The following is a 20,785-nucleotide window of genomic DNA, read 5'->3' as shown; positions in this document are numbered from 1 at the left end:
TTCTCGGAAAAGTTCAAAAGCGCTATAATGGCTGCAATCCAAGATCCCCCATGGCAGTGCGACAGGAGCCGACGTGAACAGCCTCTTTATCGAATTCCGCGACCCGCTATTCGGCATCATCGTTTTCGTCGCACTGATATTCATCATCGCGTTCGTGAGCTACTGGTGGGGACGGCTGCGCAGCAAGGAGGACCACCGTTACCTCGAACGCTTCCTGCGCTCTTTTACCAAGCCCCCCTCCCAGACCGAACTCCACCGCGAAATCGGCAGCAGCGCTGTCTCGCAGAAGTCATGGCTGCTCGTCGCCCAGACCTATGTGCAAAACGGCGATTTCGAACAGGCCGTCGCCATCTACCGCAGCCTTCTGGAGATGCAGCACGAACCCCACCGCCGCCGCGAACTGCTGCTGCTGCTCGCCCAGACCTATTTTAAAGCCGGCTTCCTGGAGCGGTGCGAAACGATCCTGCTCAAAATCCTCGGCCGTTTTCCCCGCACGCCGCAGGCACTGAAGCTGCTGCTTTTCACCTACGAACGGCTCCGGAGCTTCGACAAAGCACTACAGGTGCTCGAGCCCCTCGACGAACTCGGCAACGACATCGCCGGCGACCGCCGCTACCTGGAAACCGTCAGCCTGCTGCAGGACGTCCGAACCGATACGGCGGCGAAATGCCGGCGGCTCGCCGAGGAGTACCGCGAACACCACACCCTCACCTACCTGACCTTCGAATACCTTTTCCGCCACGACCCGGAACTGGCATGGGCAGCCCTGGAGCTCTCCGCCAGCCGCATCATCGCGGACATCCTATGGTATTTACCCGAGGAGCACCTGAATTTGGATATAATTTCACGTGATGGCTATTTGCGGCAGCTGTATAGCGCCAGAGGAAGCGTGAATCTTGCTCAGAACAGTTCCGAATTCGAACTGGATGTTTTGATCAAACTTCGCCAAAGCGGCCAAAGCGGGGCAACCCTGCAGTTTGAATACCTGTGCGGCCACTGCAAGCAGATCTTCCCTTTCCCGTTCCACCGCTGCCCGAACTGCCATACGATCGATTCCGTCGTCACCGAACCGCTGCTGGGCAAAGCCGTAGCGGATTTCGCCCCGTCGGAACGCTCGGAAAGGGCTTACGAAGTATGAAACATATTACCCTGTTCAGTGACGGTTCCGCCCTGGGCAACCCCGGTCCCGGCGGTTACGGGACAATCCTGCGCTTCGGCGACAAAGAGCGCGAGCTCAGCGGCGGCGAACCCCATACGACCAACAACCGAATGGAGCTGCGCGGCGTCATCGAAGGCCTCAAAGCACTCAAAGAGCCCTGCGACGTGGAGATCGTCTCGGACTCCTCCTACGTCGTCAAGGGGATCAACGAGTGGCTGCAGAACTGGATCAAACGTGATTTCGCCAAGGTGAAGAACCCCGACCTCTGGCGTGACTACATCGTCGCCAGCGCCCCCCACCGTATCAAAGCGACCTGGGTCCGGGGCCATGACGGCCACCCGGAAAACGAACGTTGCGACACCCTGGCCCGGGGCGTCGCCGAAAAGATGAAAAGAGGATAAGTATGGACCAGATGGCGCGTATTGAGCAGACGCTCGGCTACACCTTCGAAAACAAACAGCTGCTGCGCGAAGCCTTGACGCATAAAAGTTTCAAACAGCCCTACAACAACGAACGCCTCGAATTCCTGGGCGACGCCGTCCTCGACCTCATCGTCGGCGAGTACCTCTTTGAGCACTTTCCCAAGCACGACGAGGGCAAACTCTCCAAGATGCGGGCCTCCCTTGTCAACGAAGAGGGGTTCGCACGCCTGGCCAACCATATCAAGCTGGGCCAGGCCATCTTCCTCTCCAACGCTGAAGAGAACAACGGCGGACGCACCAAACCCTCTCTGCTCTCCAACGCCTTCGAAGCCGTGATCGGCGCCATCTACCTCGAAGCGGGGCTCGCCCCGGTCAAAACGATCTCGACCACCCTGTTAGAGAGCGTCTATAAAGAGATCTCCCTCGACACCCTTTTCAAAGACCATAAGACGGCGCTGCAGGAACTGACCCAGGCGCACTTCGGCATCACCCCGGAGTACCGCCTCGTAGGCAGCAGCGGTCCCGATCACAAAAAAGAGTTCACCATCGCCATCCTGATCGACGGCAAGGAGTACGCCAAAGCCACCGGCAAGAGCAAAAAGACCGCCCAGCAGGAGGCGGCCCAGCAAACCATCGCCCGACTCAAAGAGGAGCTTTCATGAACCGTTTCGGCATCCGCTTCAGTTTCACCACTTTCGGCGAATCCCACGGCAAGGCGATCGGCTGCGTCGTCGACGGCGTTCCCGCGGGCCTGACGATCGACGAGGCCTACATCCAGCGCGAGCTCGACCGCCGCAAGCCGGGACAGAACGCCTACGCCACGGCCCGCAAAGAGGAGGACACCGTCGAGATCCTCAGCGGCGTCTTCGAAGGCAAAAGCACCGGCACGCCGATTGCCATGGTGATCTATAACACCAACCAGAAATCCAAAGACTACTCCAACATCAAAGACATCTTCCGCCCCGGCCACGCCGACTACACCTACTGGCACAAGTACGGCATCCGCGACTACCGCGGTGGCGGGCGTTCCAGTGCCCGCGAAACGGCAGCCCGCGTCGCGGCGGGGGCCATTGCCAAACTGATGCTGCGCGAGGTCGGCATTACCGTCAAAAGCGGCATCAGCGAGATCGCGGGGATCGCCGCGAGCAGCTTTGACTTCGACCACGTCCTCACCAGCGAGATCTATGCCCTCGATCCCAGCGTGGAACAGGCGCAAAAAGACGCGATCCTGCTTGCCAAAAACGACCATGACTCCGTCGGCGGGGTGGCGCAGGTCCGTATCGAGAACCTTCCGGTGGGCCTCGGCGAACCGCTCTACTACAAGCTGGACGCCGTCCTCGCCGACGCGATGATGGGCATCAACGCCGTCAAGGCCGTCGAGATCGGCGATGGGCTTCTGGGGACGCGCCTGCACGGCTCCGAGAACAACGACCCCATACGCCACAGCGGCTTCGAATCCAACCACAGCGGCGGCATCCTCGGCGGGATCAGCAACGGCGACGCGGTGCGCCTCAGCGTCTACTTCAAGCCGACCCCTTCCATTTTCCGAGAGCAGCATACGACCACCACCGAGGGCGAAGATGTCGATTTCGCGCTCAAAGGGCGCCACGACCCCTGCGTCGCCATCCGCGGTTCCGTCGTCTGCGAAGCGATGGCCGCCCTTGTCGTCGCCGATATGCTTCTGCTCAATATGGGACGCACCATAGAGGGGGTTGCACGCTATTACCACGTGTAACGCGTGCTGCCCAAACTTCATCCACCGCATCCTTTCGCATTAAGCTTTCCGGGGTTATAATCAATGTAACTCATATAACCGAAGGATGCTCTTTCCATGAGTCCCACACAAAAATGCTACCTCCTCGACACCTCAGTCATTCTCGATGATCCGGCCAACATCCTGCGCATTTCCGAGAACAATAAAAATCTTGTCGCCATCACCAACACAGTGCTTGCAGAGCTCAATAATAAAAAAGACGACATGCGCTCGGACGCCGGGTTCCGAGCCCGCGAGTTCTTCCGGCTCGCCGATTACGAGGTGGGACAGACCCTGACCTTCGACGCCCTGCCCGAACCGCTGCGCCGTTCGCGCGAGACGGCGCCCAACAACAGCGACTGCTACTACCGTCTCACCCTCCCCTTCGCCCCGGACCTCAACCCCGAAGCGGAAGGCGATACGAACGTCGAACTGCTGATCATCTACCGCGAGGAGTATCGGATTGCCAAATCCTACTCCGAGCCGAAGGGTTTTAACGACGCCAAGATCGCCGAGATCGCCGCGGATTACCACCTCAAGCTCGTCACCAACGACATCTCGTTCAAGATAGCGGCCGAGGTACAGGGAATCGAGGCACAGAGCCTTAAAAATGCGAGCGTCGAACGCCCCGATGCCATCGAGTTTGCCCACACCGTCACCTACCATGAGGAACCCGTCCTCGACCCCCAGAACGACTTCCGCAATTTCGAACAGTTCAGCTTTATCCAGGAAGCCACCAGCGAAGGGCACAACGAGATCTATGAAACCGGGTTGCAGCGTTACGCCGTCACCTACAACGGCCACCTGGAGTGGTGCGACTTCGACAAGCGCTTCGGAGAGTATTTCGACGAGACTCTGATCCGCCCCATCAACCTGGAGCAGAAGTTCTACTACACGATCCTCACCCATCCCCAGAACCACCTGACCGTCGTCGCCGGCTCCACCGGTTCGGGCAAAACCCTGATGGCCCTGCAGGCGGGACTGGAGATGGTCAAAGAGGGGATCGTCGAGGGGATCGTCTACGCGCGCAACACCGTCACCGCCTCCGACCCGCAGGCGGAACTGGGCTTCCGCAAAGGGGACGAGCACGAGAAGCTCGGCTACTTCATGTACCCGCTCTACTCCGCCATCAACTACACCATCGAGCACCAGAACAAGCACTCCATCGAATCGCAGGTGGAGTTCACCGGCAATACGAACTCCACCAAGCGCGAAAACGCGACGGAGCTCTTCATGGCCAAGTACAACATCGAGGTGATGGATATCGCCCACATGCGCGGGACGACGATCTCGCGCAAATTCGTCATCATCGACGAGGCGCAGAATATGACGAACGCGACGATGAAGCTCATCGGGACCCGGATGGGCGATGAAACACGGCTTGTCGTCATGGGCGATCCGCACCAGATCGACCACCCCTTCCTCTCCAAGCGCCGCAACGCCCTTGTGACGATGCTCAACAAGGCACAGCACAGCGATTTCCTCGCCGGGATCCAGCTGCGACACACCATCCGCTCCGAAGTCGCCAACTGGTTCGACAAGAACCTGTAACTGCAGGAGCCCGTCGGAAGCACCTCGCCGCTAGTGGGCTAGCGAACCGAACCTGCGCGGATACCAGAGTTTCAAGAAGGTGCGGCGCGGCACGACCACGGCGCCAAGATCGCTCTTGTACTTCATGTAGGGATGCCCCAAATTCCAAAAGCGCAGACCGGACTTTTGCAGGTGCCGGCCCAGCAGGACGAGCTGCAGCGTCCCCCAGCTGCCGTACCGTCGCTCGGGACGATGGAAGCCCGAGAGACTCGTATAGACGTTGTTGGCCGTGATGTAGCCGATCTCGCCGGCAACGAGGGTATCCGTCTCCTCGTCGAACAGTTCCACGCTAAAGAGCCTGAAAGCCTCGCTGCTATCCGCGTTCAGACGCCGCATCAGCGCCGCATACTCCCCGACCATCCAGCACTCCTCATGCGAGGCCTGAATCCCGCGGACGACGTCATCGAATGCCGTGTTGAACGCGAACCGGAATTTCGCCCTCCGCAGCAGTTTCCCAACCTTCTTGCTGACATGCATCTCGTCAAAACGCAGGATCGCGTAGGAGCGCTGGATCTCCCCCAGCAGGAGCTGTCTGCCGCCATGCTCCAGCGACACGCTGATAAAGCCGGCATTGGCGAGCGCACGGTACATCGCCTCGGAAAAATCGTCGCTCCAATAGTAATAGTGGTCCATGTCCCGGTAGATCTTCTCCATCAGACGAAGATCCCCGAGATCTTCGCGATCAATCCGGTAAACCATCACATACCTCCGTCATCCACTGTTCCTAAGCCTTTTCATCCGCTACAGCATGCTCCTCACACCGATCGCATACCAGAGAATGATCAGGTTCAGAAAGAAAATCCCCAGCGAACTCCCCCGCGAGAGGAACTGCTGCCATTTCGTCCGGCTGATCATGTGCGTTTTGAAGGAGATCGCCAAATGAACAAACGTTAACATTGTCAAAACGATGACCAGGTAGACCTTGTGATGCATCATCTGCGACAGTTCCGAATCGTAGGCGTACTTGAAGACCTCATGGAAACCGTGGTGCAGGTAGAGCAGCGTCCCCGTCACCCAGAGCGAGACCAGCCAGAAGACCTCGAACCAGCCGTAGATGGGCCCCAGGTGCTCATAGGTCTGCCGCTGGGCTTCTTTGTCGCGCAGCAAGATGCCCAGGGCGAAAAGGAGCAGCGACCCGCCGATCCATGCCGTCGCGGAAAGAATATGGATGTATAAAATAAAATGCATACCGGATTGTAGACTATCCGGGGTAAAAAAGAGGACGTTCAGGCCAAAGAGGGCCCAAACAAGAAGAAGTTAGAAGTCGCCTTTGGCGGCACGCTCCGGGATCTCTTCCATCGCTTTTTTGACAGAGAGGGCCATCGTGAGCATATCGGCCGGGAGCGGGTGGCCGCCGTGGATCGCCAGCGTCATGTCCATTGCCACGAGGAAGCGCTCGCCGCTGCCGTATTCGACCAGCATAATGCGGCACGGCATGAACCCGCCGTACCAGCGGGAGTAGTTCAGGAACACCTTCGCGATCGGAAGGCTGCAGAGCGAGAAGATGCGCGCGTGCTTGATTTCAGTTGCCGCGGCGTCATCTTTTGTATACATTTTGACGTCGCCCGTGATACGCATGTTGTACTCTTCGGCCAGCGCCTTGATCAGTTCTGCCGCATCGTCGTTCGTGACCTCATCGCTGATCTTCCACTCTTTCATCATGGCCCGTGCCGCATCCCCGTTTTCCAGGATGTTGCCGAACATCTTCATATACGCCGGAAGGGCACCGCCGTCAAGCTGCTGGACTTTCCCGCCGAACATCGCGTATCCGCCGATCACTGCGACCAGTGTCACCGCACCGATCAGTGCCAGTATGTTTTTGAACATTATTATCTCCTTGTGAACGTTTGAAAGGCGGCATTGTACAGAAAAAGTCGGCATTTAAGCAACAGCCGCTGATAAAAAAAGGGGGGAAATCGTTAATGATAGGAGAGGAAGAGGGGCCGGGCCCCTCGCCATGTCGTCAGATCGGCAGAACGCGGATCTTGTCGGAGAGCTTCTCTTTGAGGGCCGCTTCGATAGCATAGAGCGTGCCCGTGCTGGAGCTCGCACAACCGGAGCAGGCACCGAGATAGCGAATATAGACGTCAATGTACTCTTCGCCGTCCTTGACGTCGATGACTTCCATATTCCCGCCGTCCATGACGAGGAACTGGCGGATGTTGTCGTCAACGACCGCGTCGATTGCCTTGATCTTCTGGACCAGGGTCATCGCTTCGAAGTCGCCGCCGATACCGGCTTCGGCCGCCGCTTTCATCTTTTCTTCGTCCATCTCGCGGCGGACGTCGGCAAGGATGTCCACGAGGTAGTATTCGCGCGCCTCGTGGCCGCCCGGCTTGATACAGCTCTTACAGAAGCCGCCCGCTTTCGTATAGTCGGTGACCTGCTCGACCGTACTCAGGTCGTTGAGCTTGATCACCTCTTTAAGGGTCGAGAGGCTGACGCGGGCACATTCGCAGACGATGATCTCCTCTTCGAAGCTCTCCGCGTCGACACCCTTATAGAGACCTGCCGCTTTCTTGATGACGTCGTAGGCCATGACTGAACAGTGCATCTTTTGCGGCGGAACGGCCGGAACGTCCGGCGTATCGCGCAGCGCCATTTCGACGTCGATGTTCGTGATCTTGACCGCTTCGTCGACCGTTTTGCCCAGACAGAGCTGCGTCATCATGTCGGAACTGGCGATCGCCGTCCCGCAGCCGAAGCTTTTGAACTTGGAGTTCTCGATCACATCGTTCTCCGGGTTCACTTCCCAGTAGAGGCGCACGGCGTCGCCGCAGCTCTCCGCGCCGAAGTCAGCGACGATCAGCTTGTTACCGTTCGCAGCCGCTTCCTCTTCCGTGATTTCCCCCTGGTGCTGGGGGTTGTTCATCAGTGTCGTTACCTTGTTGGAGTACTCATCCCACAGGGATGCGCCAAACAGATCATTCTTTGCCATAATCTCTCTCCTTTGATTTTATGGAATAAACTAAAAGGAATCACATCCCTTTACTATACACCGTCCGAACAAAGTCCGGACGGTTACGTTAACACTGGGTTTTCCTCGGCGGAAAGCCCGCGCGCCGCCGGCGCTTTACGAAGAAGCCGATAGCTTCTTTGTGCTTCAGTGCCATAGCGGCCAGCGTAGCTTGCCGGGCTTTGCCCGGGAAGCGTTCTGATTAATGGACCGCACACTCCGTTGCCTCACCGCCCGGCGTCGGTTTGACTTTGGCGTATGAGCTGGAGATCGAGCGCAGACGCTCGACAGCCGATTTGAAGTGATCAATCACGTAATCGACCTCTTCATCCGTCGTGTAGCGGCTAAGGCTCAGGCGGATTCCGGTGTGGGCCAGTTCGTGGTCCGCGCCGATCGCGAGCATCACCGTGTTGGCTTCGAGGTCCTCGGAAGCACACGCCGAACCGGTGGAGGCACCTATTGCCGCGTTGTTGAGGTCCCACAGCATCCCTTCACCCTCGACCCCGCGGATAGAGATGAGGATCGTGTTCGGGGTACGATGGTCACGCTCCCCGACGGTAAAGGTGTCGGGGATAAGCTTCAGCAGCGCATCTTCGAGGCGGTCGCGCTTGGCGCGGATGGTGGCCATCTTCGCTTCGATGTTCTCCGTCGCCATCTCCAGGGCTTTGCCCATCCCGACAATGTAAGGGACGTTCAGAGTACCCGAACGGCGGCCGCCCATGTGTTCGCCGCCGTTGAGCAGCGGGGAGAGCGCCTGTCCGCCCTTGATATAAAGCGCCCCGATCCCTTTCGGACCGTGGAACTTGTGCGCGGACATGGACATGAAGTCGACATGCAGCGCCTGGACGTCGACGGGGATCTTGCCGACGGCCTGGACACCGTCGGTATGGAAGAGCACGCCCTTCTCTTTACAGATCTCGCCGATCTCTTTGATCGGGAAGATCATACCCGTCTCATTGTTCGCCCACATCACGGAGACGAGCGCCGTCTTTTCCGTAATGAAGCTGCGCAGCATCTGCGCATCGACGACGCCCTGCTCGTTGACCGGGAGGTAGGTCACGTTGACGCCCTGCTCCTCCAGGAACTTGCAGGTGGAAAGGACAGAGGGGTGTTCTACCTCGGTCGTAATGATATGGTTCTTCTCCCCGTGCAGGATCTTGTCGACCCAGACGGCTTTGAGTACCCAGTTGTTCGATTCGGTTGCGCAGGACGTAAAGACGATATCGTCGTCGTCCGACGCGTTGATCGCCGCGTAGACCTGGTCGATCGCTCTCGCGATCGCCGGATGGGACGCAGTGCCGAATTTATGCAGCGAGTTCGGGTTCCCGTACTGCTCGCTGAAAAATGGAAGCATTGCTTCGACGACCGCCGGGTCTACCATGGTCGTCGCATTGTTGTCCATATATACTTGCATCGCTCTTCCTCAATTCACATGTTATTTTGATAACAATTTTAAAAAAGACAAATTTTGTCCTCTTTGCGTGGTGAGATATTAGATCATCTGTCGTTAGATCTCCCTTAATCAATTTCAATACTTAAAAAAGCTTAAGAAGTTGCTAGCGCCGAAATCTAAGAGTCGTGTTAATGTAATTAAGGTAGAATTGCGAAATTTTTCTCCGTATTGCCGCATGGGCTGAGCCGGAAGAAACAGAAGATAAAGGTAAGAGATCACCATGGAAATGAGCACCAACAAAATCAACGCAGCCAATGCCGAAATCAGTGCGACGGTCACCGCCGGCGACCTGGACAAGCACTTCGACAACATGGCCAAAGAGCTGAGCAAACAAGCAAACATCCCGGGCTTCCGCAAAGGAAAAGTCCCCGTATCCGCCGTCAAGAAACAGTATGGCGAACGCCTTATGCAGGACGCTGAAAGCCAGGCGGTCCGCGAAGCCCTCAACATCGGTCTGGATGCCCTCAAGATCGCTGCCGATGCCCTGATAGGTGAGCCGCAGTTCTCCAAGTTTGACAAAAAAGAGGACGGTACGATCGAGATGACGATCAAGGTCGCCATGCGCCCCGAGTTCGACCTCGGCGACTATCAGGCCAAGGTTCCCGATTTCAAAGCGCCGAAGATCACTGCCAAAGCGGTCACCGACCGTATCCAGGAGATCGCCAAAGCACAGGCGCCTTTCGTTGACATCGAAGAGGACCGCGCGGTTGAAGACGGCGACACTGCCGTCATCGACTTTGAAGGGTTCGTCGACGGTGAAGCGTTTGAAGGCGGCAAAGCCGAAGAGTTCCCGCTCAACATCGGAAGCGGCCAGTTCATCCCGGGCTTCGAAGATCAGGTCATCGGTATGAAAGCGGGTGACGAGAAAATGATCGACGTCACTTTCCCGGAGAGCTACGGCAGCGAAAAACTGGCCGGCAAACCGGCACAGTTCAAAGTAAAACTGCACAAGATCCAGACCAAAGAGAAGGTCCGCATGGACGCCAAGCTTGCCAAGCAGCTGCTGCCGGGTGAAGAGGACGCGACAATGGATATGGTCAAAGAGCAGGTCCAGAAGCAACTCGAGAACGAAGAGCGCGGCAAACTCTTCAACGAACAGCTCAAGCCGGAGCTCCTCGAGGCCTTCGTCGCCGCGTACAACTTCGACCTGCCGGAGTTCGTCGTCGAGCAAGAGATGGACATGGCGCTGAACAACAAAGCGCGCGAAATGAGCGAAGAGGAGCTTACGGCACTGCGCGATGACCAGGAGAAGGTCAAAGAGCTCCGTGAAACCTTCCGCGACGACGCAACCCGCTCCGTCAAGGCGACCTTCATCGTCGATGCCCTCGCCAGAGCCGAAGGCGTCAACGTCAATGAGCAGGAAGTCATGCAGACGATCTACTTCGAAGCGATGCAGACGGGTCAGGACCCGCAGGCGACCTACGACCACTACAAAGAGAGCGGCTACCTGCCGGCGATCCAGATGGCGATGGTTGAAGACAAAGTGCTCAGCGGACTGCTGAACGCAAAAATGGCAACAGCCGAAGAGTAAATCATGAGCTATATTCCGTACGTCATTGAAAAAAGTGCGCGGGGCGAACGCTCTTACGACATCTACTCCCGCCTCCTGAAAGACCGCATCATCATGCTCAGCGGCGAGGTCAATGACGCCGTCGCTTCGACCATCGTCGCTCAGATGCTCTTCCTCGAAGCGGAGGATCCGGATAAAGACATCTACTTTTACATCAACTCCCCCGGCGGTGTCGTCACCTCCGGTATGGCGATCTTCGATACGATGAACTACATCCGTCCCGACGTCGCAACGATCTGTATCGGGCAGGCAGCTTCCATGGGCTCCTTCCTGCTCAGCTCCGGCGCCCAGGGCAAGCGCTTTGCCCTGCCGCACGCGCGCATCATGATCCACCAGCCCCTCGGCGGCGCCCAGGGACAGGCGACGGACATCGAGATCCAGGCCAACGAGATCCTGCGCATGAAAAAGGAGCTCAACGGCATTCTCTCCAAGAACACCGGACAAAGCCTGAAAAAAGTCGAGAAAGATACCGACCGCGACTTCTTCATGAGCGCGGAAGAGGCCAAGGCCTACGGCCTCATCGACGAAGTCCTCATCAAGAACGCGAAGAAATAAGGCGCATGCAGCTTCCGATCGTCACCTACCCGGATAAACGCCTCAAACAGCTCTCCGAGCCGGTTGAGCGTTTCGACGAAGCCCTCCATACCTTCCTGGACGACATGTATGACACGATGATCGCCTCCAACGGGATCGGCCTCGCGGCCATCCAGGTGGCCAAACCCCTCCAGGTCCTCATCATCAACCTTCCCGACGAGCAGGGCGAACAGGAGAGGTCGGAACTGCTGGAGATCATCAACCCGCAGATCGTGCTTAGCGACGGCACCACCTTCTACCAGGAGGGGTGTCTCAGCGTACCGGGCTTCTACGAGGATGTCGAACGCTTCGAGACGGTCACCGTCAGCTACCGGGACCGCCACGGCAACGAGCAGGTCCTCGAAGCCGACGGCCTGCTCAGCGTCGCCGTCCAGCATGAGATGGATCACCTCGCCGGCAAGCTCTTTATTGAAAAGCTCTCCTACACCCGCCGCAAGAAATTCGAGAAAGAGTACAAGCGGATTCAAAAAGAGAAGAAAGGCAGCTGAGCCTTTCGGCTGCTTCGCTTTGATCCATATACATTCCTGCTACTACAGTGGGCGATGTAAGCGCTACTCCTCATATTTGCTGGTATTAAAGTCACATTTGGCTTTACTTTCGTTCCATTTGGGTAGTGTGTAAGCTCCACAACTTAACAACTCGTCATACTGTGTATACGCTGACAATCTTTCATCTGTATTAAAATAGATTGTCTTGATAAAAATGCTTGTAATGATTGAACTATCCACTAATATCGGCTCATTGAAATATTTTGCGTCATACTGGTAATGAAACTGACAATGCAAAGGTGCACGCACTTCGTCGTGAATCTCCCTCGCTTTTTCAGGTGTCTCCAACACTTTCTTGTAAGCTCTCGCCGCCTGCATTGCGATATCAATGTGAACCGGGTGTTTATCTTTATACGTCTCATATATCCACCGCTCCACATCATCCCTGACATTATTATGATTGGTGTCGATTCCAAGGAGCGTGGAATTATTGATGACCGGGTCCGGTTCCGGTGGCAATGGGTGACCGTTGATCACCGTCATCTCTGCAGCACTGTCATCTCGATCTTCAAATGCCGCTGCGAAAAGACCAAACTGCAGAATTAAAAACAGTAATATTAAGTGAACGCGATACATTTATAGCTCCGAAGCTAGTATATATGTTCCAATGGTATCTGCTTCATGCTTTCATCAAACAGAAACGTCCAAAAACTATTTATGTTTTTATTAATTCTAAAATGATAAGATTGCACTGACCTATGGGAGTAATGTCATGAAACAGCTCAAATGTGCCACCCTCGAAGGCATCGACGCGCTTCCGGTCACGGTTGAGTCTACGCTGACACGCGGTCTTCCCTCCTTCACCGTTGTCGGCCTGGCCTCCTCCTCAATATCCGAGGCGCGGGAACGGGTCAAAAGCGCCCTGCTGGCAAACGACTTCACCTTCCCGCCCAAACGCATCACCATCAATCTCAGTCCCAGCGATGTTGAAAAACACGGCAGCCAGTTCGACCTCGCCATGGCCCTCCTGATCGCCCTGGACAGTTCCGAACGGGACTTCCCCGAGTGGTACGCGTTCGGAGAGCTGGGTCTTGACGGCACTGTCAAGGAGAACCTCCTGCTCTATCCGCTGATTCTCTCCCTGGCCAACAGGGGGCTGCTGCGCAACGCCCTCGTCCCGATGGTGGCCCTCGATAAACTCTCCAATATTCCCGGGATCACCTTTGTCGGTGCGGCAACGCTTAAAGACGCCATCGCCTTTTTCAAAGAGGAGGAGCATACAGACGTCCGGCCGGCGGTACCGAGACCCATCCCCTTCCCCCATCAGACGCTTCAGGATGTCCGCTACTATTATCAGAAACGCTATCCAGAGGACTTTAGGGAGATTCGCGGCCAGGAGGTCGCGAAACGCGCCGCGCTCATCAGTGCGTGCGGGATGCACAACCTTCTCCTCGAAGGAAGCCCCGGTTCCGGGAAGTCGATGATCGCCAAGCGGCTGCGCCATATTTTACCGCCCATGACGGATCGCGAACTCCTTGATATCGCTAAACTCGATGTCCTCGAAGGGAGAACGCCCCATTTCGCGCCGCTGCGTCCTTTCAGGGCTCCGCACCACAGCGGCACCTCCGCCTCCATTTTCGGCGGCGGCAGCCACAGGGCCCAGATCGGCGAGGTGGGGCTGGCCCATAACGGTATCCTCTTCTTTGACGAACTCCCCCACTTCTCCAAACAGGTGCTCGAAGCCCTGCGCGAACCCCTGGAGGACAGACGCATCCGCATCTCGCGCGTTCACTCGAAGGTGGAGTACCCGACGGATTTCCTCTTCGTCTCGGCTATGAACCCCTGTCCCTGCGGTAACCTGCTGAACGACGCGCTGGAGTGCCGCTGCAGCGATCTGGAGATCAGGCGCTACCGCTCCAGGCTCTCCGACCCTTTCCTCGACCGCATCGATCTCTATGTACAGATGCAGCCCGTCCGGGCCGAGGACAGCGCTTCGCTCACCTCGGAAGCGATGCACGAGACGGTGCTGCGTGTCCACGCCCTGCAGCGCTCGCGCGGGCAGCAGGCGCTCAACGGACGCCTCGACGACGCCGGTATCGACGCCTACTGCCGCCTGGACGCTGAAAGCGGCACCCTGCTCTCCCAGGCCGTGCAGCGCTTCGCACTCTCCTTCCGCGCCATCAAAAAGATTCAGAGAGTCGCCCGTACCATCGCCGACATCGAAGGGAGCCCGGAGATCGCCACGGTCCATCTCCTGGAGGCCCTCAGTTACCGCCGGCGGGCCTGAAAGCGGCCCGCGTCCGTCAACCGCTCTTCCCCTTGGGATAAATCTCGATACAATAGGGATATATCCCCGATCAAAAGACGGCAGACGTGAAACACTCTACTTTTCAACAGATCGTGAGCACTGTTCTGAAGGCGTGCCTGCTCATCGGCACGCAGGTTGTTGCCCTTGAGACGGCAGAGGAGGCCAACCGTACGCAACCCGTACCGGTCGCTGCAGGCCCCGTCGCAGCACTGATCCGCAGCGTGGCGGATGAAAACGCCACCGCCAAACCGGAGATGCCTGCGCTGGCGCCCGCGGCAAAGCGTTTTTATGCCGAACGCGGCTTCGCGCCCTTCTGGAGCCGCGACAGCCGTCTCCTTCCCGGGGCGGACACGCTCTGGCTGATGATCGACGGCATCGCGGACGAAGGGCTCGACCCCTATACGCCCTCCTACCATCTGAGCAGGATCCAATCCCTCCGCCAGGAGGAGGGGAATGAAACGCTGCAGCTTGCACAGCTTGACGTACTGCTCACCGATGCTTTTTTTGCGCTTGGACACGATCTGCATTACGGCCATGCCTACGGGGCGGATCTCAATGCCACCCATGAATTCGACAACAGCCTCCTCGAGCCGGCCGCCCTCCTGAGCGAGCATGTCGCTCAGGGCGGCGTACAGGATGTCCTGCTCTCAGTCGCACCGAACCATATCGGTTATCAGCGGCTGCGTACGGCCCTCGCCGAGTATCGGAGGATCGCCGACGCGGGAGGCTGGAGCACCCATGCAGCAGACTACGCTGACGACGCTAATGTCTACCGCCGTCTCGCCATGACCGGCGACCTGGTCGATCCTCCCTCCGAAGACGAAGCGGAGGAGACGGAGCGGCTGCGCGACGCCGTCAAACGTTTCCAGCGACGCCACGGCATCACGGCCGACGGCATCGTTGGTCCGGTCACGTCGGCGAAGATGGCCCAGTCCCCATCGGCGCTCATGAAGAAGATCCGCCTCAATATGGAGCGGTGGAAATGGCTGCCGCCCCACAACGGGGGTCCCTATATCATCGTCAATATCCCCGGTTTCACCCTGGAAGTCATGCAGGATGATGAACCGCTGCTCACCATGCAGGCGATCGTCGGCCGCCGCGAGCGCGAAACCCCGACCTTCGCTTCCATGATGCGCTACATCGTTCTCAACCCCTATTGGCGCGTACCGGTAACGATCCTCAACGAAGATCTCATTCCGAAACTCCAGACCGATCCCCACTACCTTGCCGTTAAACATATCAAGATTTTCGCCGCCGACGATACCGATGAAAGCCATCCCATCGACCCTATGACCATCGACTGGAGACAATGGCGGGAGAGCGACACCAGTCGCTATACTTTCCGTGAAGACCCCGGCACGAAAAACCCGCTGGGTTACGTCAAGTTCCTCTTTCAGAACCCCTATGACATTTATATTCACGATACGCCTTCGCAATCACTCTTCAAAAACGGCAACGGTACCTTCAGCTCCGGCTGCATCCGGGTCAGAAAGCCGATGGAGCTGGCCCATTACCTTCTCGCCCTCGATGATCCGGACATCACCTACAAAGCGCTCCTGACACAGCTGTTGACGGGCGAGAACCGCTGGGTCCGTCTCGCCCGCCCAGTCCCCGTCTATATCACCTACCAGACCGCGCGCGTCGATGAAGAGGGCGTGGTCTATTTCTACAACGACATCTACAAGTACGATCGAAAACTCAGCCATTACCTTAAAAAATACTGAGTAATATATATTACTATTATACCACCATGTTTCGTTTTGGTATAATAATATACATAAGAAATAAGAAACAGGGGGATTCGGATGGCGTTTGAACAGGCAATGGATCGCAGAGCGTTTTTGAAACTGGGCGGGGCGGCGGCCCTAGCGGCCGCCCTTCCGAACACACTGTTCGGCAGTACAGCCGACGCGTATGAGAAAACGCTCTCTTTTTACAACATTCATACGGGTGAAAGCCTCAAAACCACTTTTTGGGCCGAAGGCAGTTTTATCCCGGAATCCCTCGTCGATATCAATAAGATCCTGAGGGACTACCGGACGGGCACGGAGATCGCGATGGATACCGAACTCCTTGACCTGCTCTACGCCATCCGTACCAAACTCGACAGCAAAGAGGCCTTTCACATCATTTCAGGCTACCGCTCGCCGAAGACGAATGCCATGCTGCACAACAACACCTCCGGCGTCGCGAAAAAAAGCCTCCATATGCTTGGCCAAGCGATCGACATCAACCTTCCGGGCACGGAGCTCTCCATGCTTCGCAAAGCCGCCGTCAGTGAAAAAGTCGGCGGGGTCGGTTACTATCCCGACTCCCACTTCGTCCACGTCGACAGCGGCCGCGTCCGCTACTGGTAACCTCGCCTACTGCCGCGAAAAGAGCGGCAGACAGAGCGCATAGAGTTTACACCCCACACAAAAGCCGCAGGCGGCTTCCAGCAACGCAAAAAGCGCCATCACGCCCATCAGCCATGTCGCAGCCTCAACGTAACCTCCCACCGCAAGCAGCAGGGCCGTGATGACGAAAACCAGTCCGATTTTCGCCGCGAATTTCTTCGGACCGGCATCCACCGGCTTCGCCGATACAGGCAAACGTTTCACGACCGCTCGACTTGTCAGGAAGAAAGGGCTCCCCTTCGGTGCCCCCAAAACGCGTACCGCGAAATCATACACCAGCAGCGCCAGCAGCCAGAATGAGTCGCTCCACAAAAAAGCGGCGACAGCTATTACCACAAAAAAGGCCTGCAGTCTTACCAGGTTCTCATCTATTTTTATCAGTGCCACGGGGCATGCAGCAGCCATAATATCTCCTTGAAAGGTCCGTCGTTTTGCAGACCTTTTTCAATCTTTAGAGCGATCATATCAAAGAAAAATCACAATACACAAGTAAATATACTTTATTAATCAAGTATGGTATATCTTTCTCCACTGCATTCTTCTACTGCTCCAAACATGATGATGGTGAGCAGGCAACATGACCCGAATGCTGCGGGCTTCAACGTTTCCACTATCATTAAAAGGACGCTTTACCTGAAACCGCCTATACTGTTAAAAGCCATACACAAAGGAGCCCCGATGCGGTTATCTCTTAGCGTCCTGCTGCTGTTATGCGTGCTGCTGCCGGCAGCGGCGACAGAGATCGCCAACGGTCAGACCGCCATGATCAGCCTTGCCGCCGATGACGATGCGAGGCTCTTCTACCGGGGGAAAGAGATCCCGTTGCTGCAGCATCCGGCCGATCCCGATCAACGCATTGCCCTTATTCCCGTCGGGTACCGCACCGCACCGGGAGAGAAGCAGTTGCACCGTCTCAGTCCGCAAGGGGACGAACTGATCCCTTTCCGCATCATCGACGGCGGCTATCCCTCTGAAACCCTTCATGTCCAGCCCTCCAAGGTCAAACCGAATCCCGAACAGCAGAAACGTGTCTCGAGGGAGTACCGTGAAGCGATGGCGATCTACGGTCGCTTTACGCCGCAGCGCTACTGGTCCACACCCTTCGCCCTTCCGATGGAGAGCAATGTCACCAGCATTTTCGGCACGGCAAGGCTCTTCAACGGCAGCCTCAGGAGTTTTCATTCCGGCACCGACTTCCGGGCCAAGCCCGGCACCCCCGTCTATGCCGTCAACGACGGCGTGGTCGTACTCGCCAAGGAGCGCTATTACGCCGGGAACTCCGTGCTTGTCGACCACGGGGAGGGGCTTTACAGCTGCTACTACCACCTCAGTCGTATCGACGTCAAGGTCGGCGACAAAGTCGCCAAGGGAGCACCGATCGGGCTCAGCGGCAATACCGGCCGCGTGACCGGTCCGCATCTGCATTTTGCCGTGATGCTGCAGGGCGTCCAGGTCGATCCGATGCAGCTGCTCCCAACGCTCAACGGCCTTTTCCAGGAGACCAAAACAGCGCGGCTTGATACGTCACGCGCAGCGGACGCCGAATAACGCCCCTTCCGGCGAAACCTCTGCCCGCATCCGCTCCGTGCAGAAACGGCCCTGCGCATTTTTTGCCCGGTAGATCATCTCCACGTGCAGGCGCCCGCCTTCACGGTGATAGTACGTTTTGATATGGACGAAGCTCTCCGGGAAGCGCAGCCGTTTTTGTAAGTATCGCGTCAACGCGGTATGCGCGGCGTCCCTCTGACTGAACTGCTCTGCAATGCGTGCCTGCACGTCCTGAGATCGCTCTGCGCTCTGAAGCTTCGGCACGTCATCGCTGTTGCGCCGCGAGTCCTCCAGGCTCCTGCCGTCCGCCATAGCACCCGTCAGTAACATGAATCCGACGAGCGCGCTTTTCACATAGTACGCAGCTGTTTTCATTGATCGTTCCCCTTTGGGATTTCCCAAATTGTAGATCGCAAAAGACAACGTTTATTACAGGGTGGTCATGAAGAGAAGGGAAAAACCACTTCATACGAAGCGGTCTCTATTTGGGGGAAAGGTCGTGCTAGAACGTAGCGACGACCGCTTTGGTGATGAAGTAACCGCCGACAACGAGCCAGACGAACATCGCACCGGCGGCGTAGATCGGCTTGAGGCCAAGGCCTTTGAACTTCGCGAAACGCGTTCCCATACCGAGTGCCGTCATGGCCATCGTCAACAAGAAGGTATCGATCTCGTTTACATAGGCGATCGTCGACGTGATCAGCCCCGCGACCGCTTCGCTCGCACCGCCGTGAACGTAGCCGTGAATCAGGGAGTTGACACCGGCCATCCCTACGAAGTAGACAGCGAACCAGGGGATGACGAGCTTGATCACACCGCCTTCGCCGCCGCTTTTCTTCGCGGCATAGGAGAGGTAGATCCCCAGAAGGATCAGCATCGGGGCGATCATGATGACCCGGGTCATTTTAACGATGACGGCTGCATCGCTCGCCTCCGTACCGTAGGCACCACCGACGGCGACGACCTGCGCGACCTCGTGGATCGTGCCGCCCACATAGATACCGAATTCGCGCGGCGTCATGTCAAAGACCCCTGCACTGTAAAGTGCCGGGTAGAGGAACATCGCGATCGTACCGAACAAGACGACCATGGAGACGGCGATCGCCGCTTTGTGCTCTTCCGCTTTGAGGACCGGCTCCGTCGCCAGGACCGCCGCTGCACCGCAGACGGAAGCGCCGGATGCCGTCAGCATCGCGGTATCACGGTCAAGACCGAAGATCTTGCTCCCGAGCCATGTCCCGAGGATGAAGGTTGAACCCAGCATGATCAGCGAGACCATGAACCCTTCGATACCGACCTCGGCGATCTGCTGGAAGGTAATACGGAAACCGTAAAAGACAATGGCGAAACGGAGGATTTTTTTACCGGAGAAGACGATCCCGCTCTCCCACGCTTCCGGGAAATGGTTATGCAGCGTATTCGCATAGAAGATACCGATCACGATACCCACAACCAAGGGGGAGATCCCCAGTTTCGCTACCGGGGCCAGCGCCGCAATATAGGTGGCGGCGGCGGCAACGATCGCGACGAAGATGATGCCGCTGATCGTCCCTTTGCGTTTCTCTTTGGAAAAAGCCATAAAAACCCTTTTAACGGGCGCACGCCGGCCAGGTAAACCCGGGCGCCCATGTATAATTGGGTGTAATTATACAGTTTTTAAGATGTTAAGAAAAATAAGGGAATATTGATACTTGATTCAGATTTTTTGAAAGAAAACCGGCGTCAAAACGCCAGTTCGTGCAGCTCTTTGAAGAGGAAGGCTTCGACGATGTCGTCGATGGAACGCTGCATATGCGCAACGAGGACCATCATCTGCTGTTCGATAAACTCCATCACCGGTTCATAATCTCCCGGCACGATAACGGCATCGGGCCACTCCTCCAGCGCCGTCTCCTTCTGTGCGAAAAAACGGACTTCGACGACCTGCCCCTCTTCCACGTCGACCAGAGCCCAGGTCTTGGCCTCCGCGATCGGAACGAGAGAACCCTCCTGGGTGTCCTCCCGGTCCATCGGCAGCAGCAGCTTCATCAGCAGACCGCCTTTTCAACCTTGGAGAGGTCCAGTTTCAGCGCATCGTTGTCCATGACGCCGACCCCTTTGTCCAGCACGCCCGACGCGATCGCCTTGGCCTCGTCGAGGGAGTGCATCTTGCAGGTGCCGCATTGGTAGAGGTTGAGTTCGGGGATATCTTCTTGGTGTTCAACACCGAGAACGTCCTTCATCGATGCTTCCCAGGCTTCGGCGACACGCGCCTCCTCCGGCGTACCGATCACGCTCATGTAAAACCCGGTACGGCACCCCATCGGGGAGACGTCGATGATCTCCACGTTGTTGCCGTTGAGGTGGTCGCGCATAAATCCGGCAAAGAGATGTTCGAGCGTATGAATACCGCGCTCGGGCATGATCTCCTCGTTCGGTTTGCAAAAACGAAGGTCAAAGACCGTAATGGCATCTCCGCAGGGAGTCTTCATCCCTTTGGCCTTGCGTACTGCCGGTGCGGGCATGATGGTATGGTCGACCGTAAAACTGTCAAGCAGAGGCATATTTG

23 protein-coding genes are annotated in these 20,785 nt (G+C 57.0%); 12 read left to right on the top strand and 11 right to left on the bottom strand.

Going from position 1 to position 20,785, the window contains the following annotated elements; translation table 11 throughout:
* Positions 1-73: 73 nt before the first annotated feature.
* The 5 genes from WCX72_RS01115 (at position 74) to WCX72_RS01095 (ending at position 4,885) form a co-directional block, all read left to right on the top strand.
* Complete coding sequence (locus WCX72_RS01115; RefSeq protein WP_345970391.1) at positions 74-1,138, top strand: tetratricopeptide repeat protein; 1,065 nt, start codon at positions 74-76, stop codon at positions 1,136-1,138.
* Positions 1,135-1,560: a ribonuclease HI gene (gene rnhA / locus WCX72_RS01110; protein ID WP_231019834.1), complete on the top strand. Its 426-nt coding sequence runs from the start codon at positions 1,135-1,137 to the stop codon at positions 1,558-1,560. Before WCX72_RS01115 ends, rnhA begins: the two co-directional genes overlap by 4 nt.
* 2 nt (positions 1,561-1,562) lie before the next feature.
* Positions 1,563-2,243, top strand: coding sequence for a ribonuclease III (rnc, locus tag WCX72_RS01105; protein WP_345970390.1), 681 nt, complete (start codon positions 1,563-1,565; stop codon positions 2,241-2,243).
* Positions 2,240-3,316, top strand: a complete 1,077-nt coding sequence (gene aroC, locus WCX72_RS01100) for a chorismate synthase (protein ID WP_345970389.1) — start codon at positions 2,240-2,242, stop codon at positions 3,314-3,316. Before rnc ends, aroC begins: the two co-directional genes overlap by 4 nt.
* A 96-nt stretch (positions 3,317-3,412) precedes the next feature.
* Positions 3,413-4,885, top strand: a complete 1,473-nt coding sequence (locus WCX72_RS01095) for a PhoH family protein (RefSeq protein ID WP_345970388.1) — start codon at positions 3,413-3,415, stop codon at positions 4,883-4,885.
* 30 nt (positions 4,886-4,915) lie between these two features.
* Here the strand turns inward: WCX72_RS01095 and WCX72_RS01090 are convergent, their stop codons facing one another.
* The 5 genes from WCX72_RS01090 to WCX72_RS01070 form a co-directional block, all read right to left on the bottom strand.
* Entirely contained in the window at positions 4,916-5,623 is a 708-nt protein-coding gene (locus WCX72_RS01090; RefSeq protein WP_345970387.1) for a GNAT family N-acetyltransferase, read from the bottom strand.
* A gap of 42 nt (positions 5,624-5,665) precedes the next feature.
* Positions 5,666-6,112: a hypothetical protein gene (locus tag WCX72_RS01085; protein ID WP_345970385.1), complete on the bottom strand. Its 447-nt coding sequence runs from the start codon at positions 6,110-6,112 to the stop codon at positions 5,666-5,668.
* A 69-nt stretch (positions 6,113-6,181) separates the two neighbouring features.
* Entirely contained in the window at positions 6,182-6,751 is a 570-nt protein-coding gene (locus tag WCX72_RS01080) for a DUF302 domain-containing protein (RefSeq protein ID WP_231019823.1), read from the bottom strand.
* Between the two features lie 136 nt (positions 6,752-6,887).
* Positions 6,888-7,862, bottom strand: coding sequence for an iron-sulfur cluster assembly scaffold protein (locus WCX72_RS01075; RefSeq protein ID WP_345970383.1), 975 nt, complete (start codon positions 7,860-7,862; stop codon positions 6,888-6,890).
* 220 nt (positions 7,863-8,082) lie between these two features.
* On the bottom strand, positions 8,083-9,294 hold the full coding sequence (locus WCX72_RS01070; protein WP_345970382.1) for a NifS family cysteine desulfurase: 1,212 nt from the start codon (positions 9,292-9,294) through the stop codon (positions 8,083-8,085).
* Between the two features lie 259 nt (positions 9,295-9,553).
* Here WCX72_RS01070 and tig point away from each other — a divergent pair, with 259 nt between their 5' ends.
* Genes tig through def form a run of 3 tightly spaced genes read left to right on the top strand, consistent with a single transcriptional unit; the run spans position 9,554 to position 11,985 of the window.
* Complete coding sequence (gene tig, locus WCX72_RS01065) at positions 9,554-10,864, top strand: trigger factor (RefSeq protein ID WP_345970380.1); 1,311 nt, start codon at positions 9,554-9,556, stop codon at positions 10,862-10,864.
* Between the two features lie 3 nt (positions 10,865-10,867).
* Positions 10,868-11,458, top strand: a complete 591-nt coding sequence (gene clpP / locus WCX72_RS01060; protein ID WP_345970379.1) for an ATP-dependent Clp endopeptidase proteolytic subunit ClpP — start codon at positions 10,868-10,870, stop codon at positions 11,456-11,458.
* Positions 11,459-11,463: 5 nt separating this feature from the next.
* Positions 11,464-11,985 carry a peptide deformylase gene (def, locus tag WCX72_RS01055; protein ID WP_345970377.1) on the top strand — a complete coding sequence of 174 codons (522 nt, stop codon included), beginning with the start codon at positions 11,464-11,466 and terminating at the stop codon, positions 11,983-11,985.
* 63 nt (positions 11,986-12,048) lie between these two features.
* Here the strand turns inward: def and WCX72_RS01050 are convergent, their stop codons facing one another.
* Positions 12,049-12,621, bottom strand: coding sequence for a hypothetical protein (locus WCX72_RS01050; protein WP_345970376.1), 573 nt, complete (start codon positions 12,619-12,621; stop codon positions 12,049-12,051).
* A gap of 136 nt (positions 12,622-12,757) precedes the next feature.
* Here WCX72_RS01050 and WCX72_RS01045 point away from each other — a divergent pair, with 136 nt between their 5' ends.
* The 3 genes from WCX72_RS01045 to WCX72_RS01035 all read left to right on the top strand — a co-directional run bounded on the left by WCX72_RS01045 (position 12,758) and on the right by WCX72_RS01035 (position 16,650).
* Positions 12,758-14,272, top strand: coding sequence for a YifB family Mg chelatase-like AAA ATPase (locus tag WCX72_RS01045; RefSeq protein ID WP_345970375.1), 1,515 nt, complete (start codon positions 12,758-12,760; stop codon positions 14,270-14,272).
* A 113-nt stretch (positions 14,273-14,385) separates the two neighbouring features.
* The gene (locus tag WCX72_RS01040; protein WP_345970374.1) at positions 14,386-16,017 is read left to right on the top strand and encodes a L,D-transpeptidase family protein; all 1,632 of its coding nucleotides are present in this window, start codon (positions 14,386-14,388) and stop codon (positions 16,015-16,017) included.
* An 81-nt stretch (positions 16,018-16,098) separates the two neighbouring features.
* The gene (locus WCX72_RS01035; protein ID WP_345970373.1) at positions 16,099-16,650 is read left to right on the top strand and encodes a DUF882 domain-containing protein; all 552 of its coding nucleotides are present in this window, start codon (positions 16,099-16,101) and stop codon (positions 16,648-16,650) included.
* A 6-nt stretch (positions 16,651-16,656) separates the two neighbouring features.
* On the opposite strand, the gene WCX72_RS01030 is transcribed toward WCX72_RS01035, so the two are convergent.
* A complete protein-coding gene (locus WCX72_RS01030) occupies positions 16,657-17,094 on the bottom strand; it encodes a DUF4395 domain-containing protein (protein WP_345970372.1) in 438 nt (145 codons plus the stop codon).
* Between the two features lie 273 nt (positions 17,095-17,367).
* Between WCX72_RS01030 and WCX72_RS01025 the strand changes: the two genes are divergently transcribed.
* Positions 17,368-18,237: a M23 family metallopeptidase gene (locus WCX72_RS01025; RefSeq protein ID WP_345970371.1), complete on the top strand. Its 870-nt coding sequence runs from the start codon at positions 17,368-17,370 to the stop codon at positions 18,235-18,237.
* Here WCX72_RS01025 and WCX72_RS01020 read toward each other — a convergent pair.
* From WCX72_RS01020 to luxS, 4 genes are all read right to left on the bottom strand, one after another.
* Entirely contained in the window at positions 18,214-18,612 is a 399-nt protein-coding gene (locus WCX72_RS01020; protein ID WP_345970370.1) for a hypothetical protein, read from the bottom strand. The genes WCX72_RS01025 and WCX72_RS01020 overlap by 24 nt on opposite strands.
* A gap of 127 nt (positions 18,613-18,739) precedes the next feature.
* Entirely contained in the window at positions 18,740-19,816 is a 1,077-nt protein-coding gene (locus WCX72_RS01015) for a YeiH family protein (protein ID WP_345970369.1), read from the bottom strand.
* 143 nt (positions 19,817-19,959) lie between these two features.
* Positions 19,960-20,265 carry a hypothetical protein gene (locus WCX72_RS01010; protein WP_345970368.1) on the bottom strand — a complete coding sequence of 102 codons (306 nt, stop codon included), beginning with the start codon at positions 20,263-20,265 and terminating at the stop codon, positions 19,960-19,962.
* The gene (gene luxS / locus WCX72_RS01005) at positions 20,265-20,780 is read right to left on the bottom strand and encodes an S-ribosylhomocysteine lyase (RefSeq protein ID WP_345970367.1); all 516 of its coding nucleotides are present in this window, start codon (positions 20,778-20,780) and stop codon (positions 20,265-20,267) included. Before luxS ends, WCX72_RS01010 begins: the two co-directional genes overlap by 1 nt.
* Positions 20,781-20,785: the final 5 nt, after the last annotated feature.

It is taken from the genome of Thiomicrolovo immobilis, assembly GCF_039645955.1.
Taxonomy (GTDB): Bacteria; Campylobacterota; Campylobacteria; order Campylobacterales; family Sulfurimonadaceae; genus Thiomicrolovo; species Thiomicrolovo diazotrophicus.
Note: the sequence above shows the minus strand (reverse complement) of the source record. Positions and strands in the feature narration are given on the sequence as shown.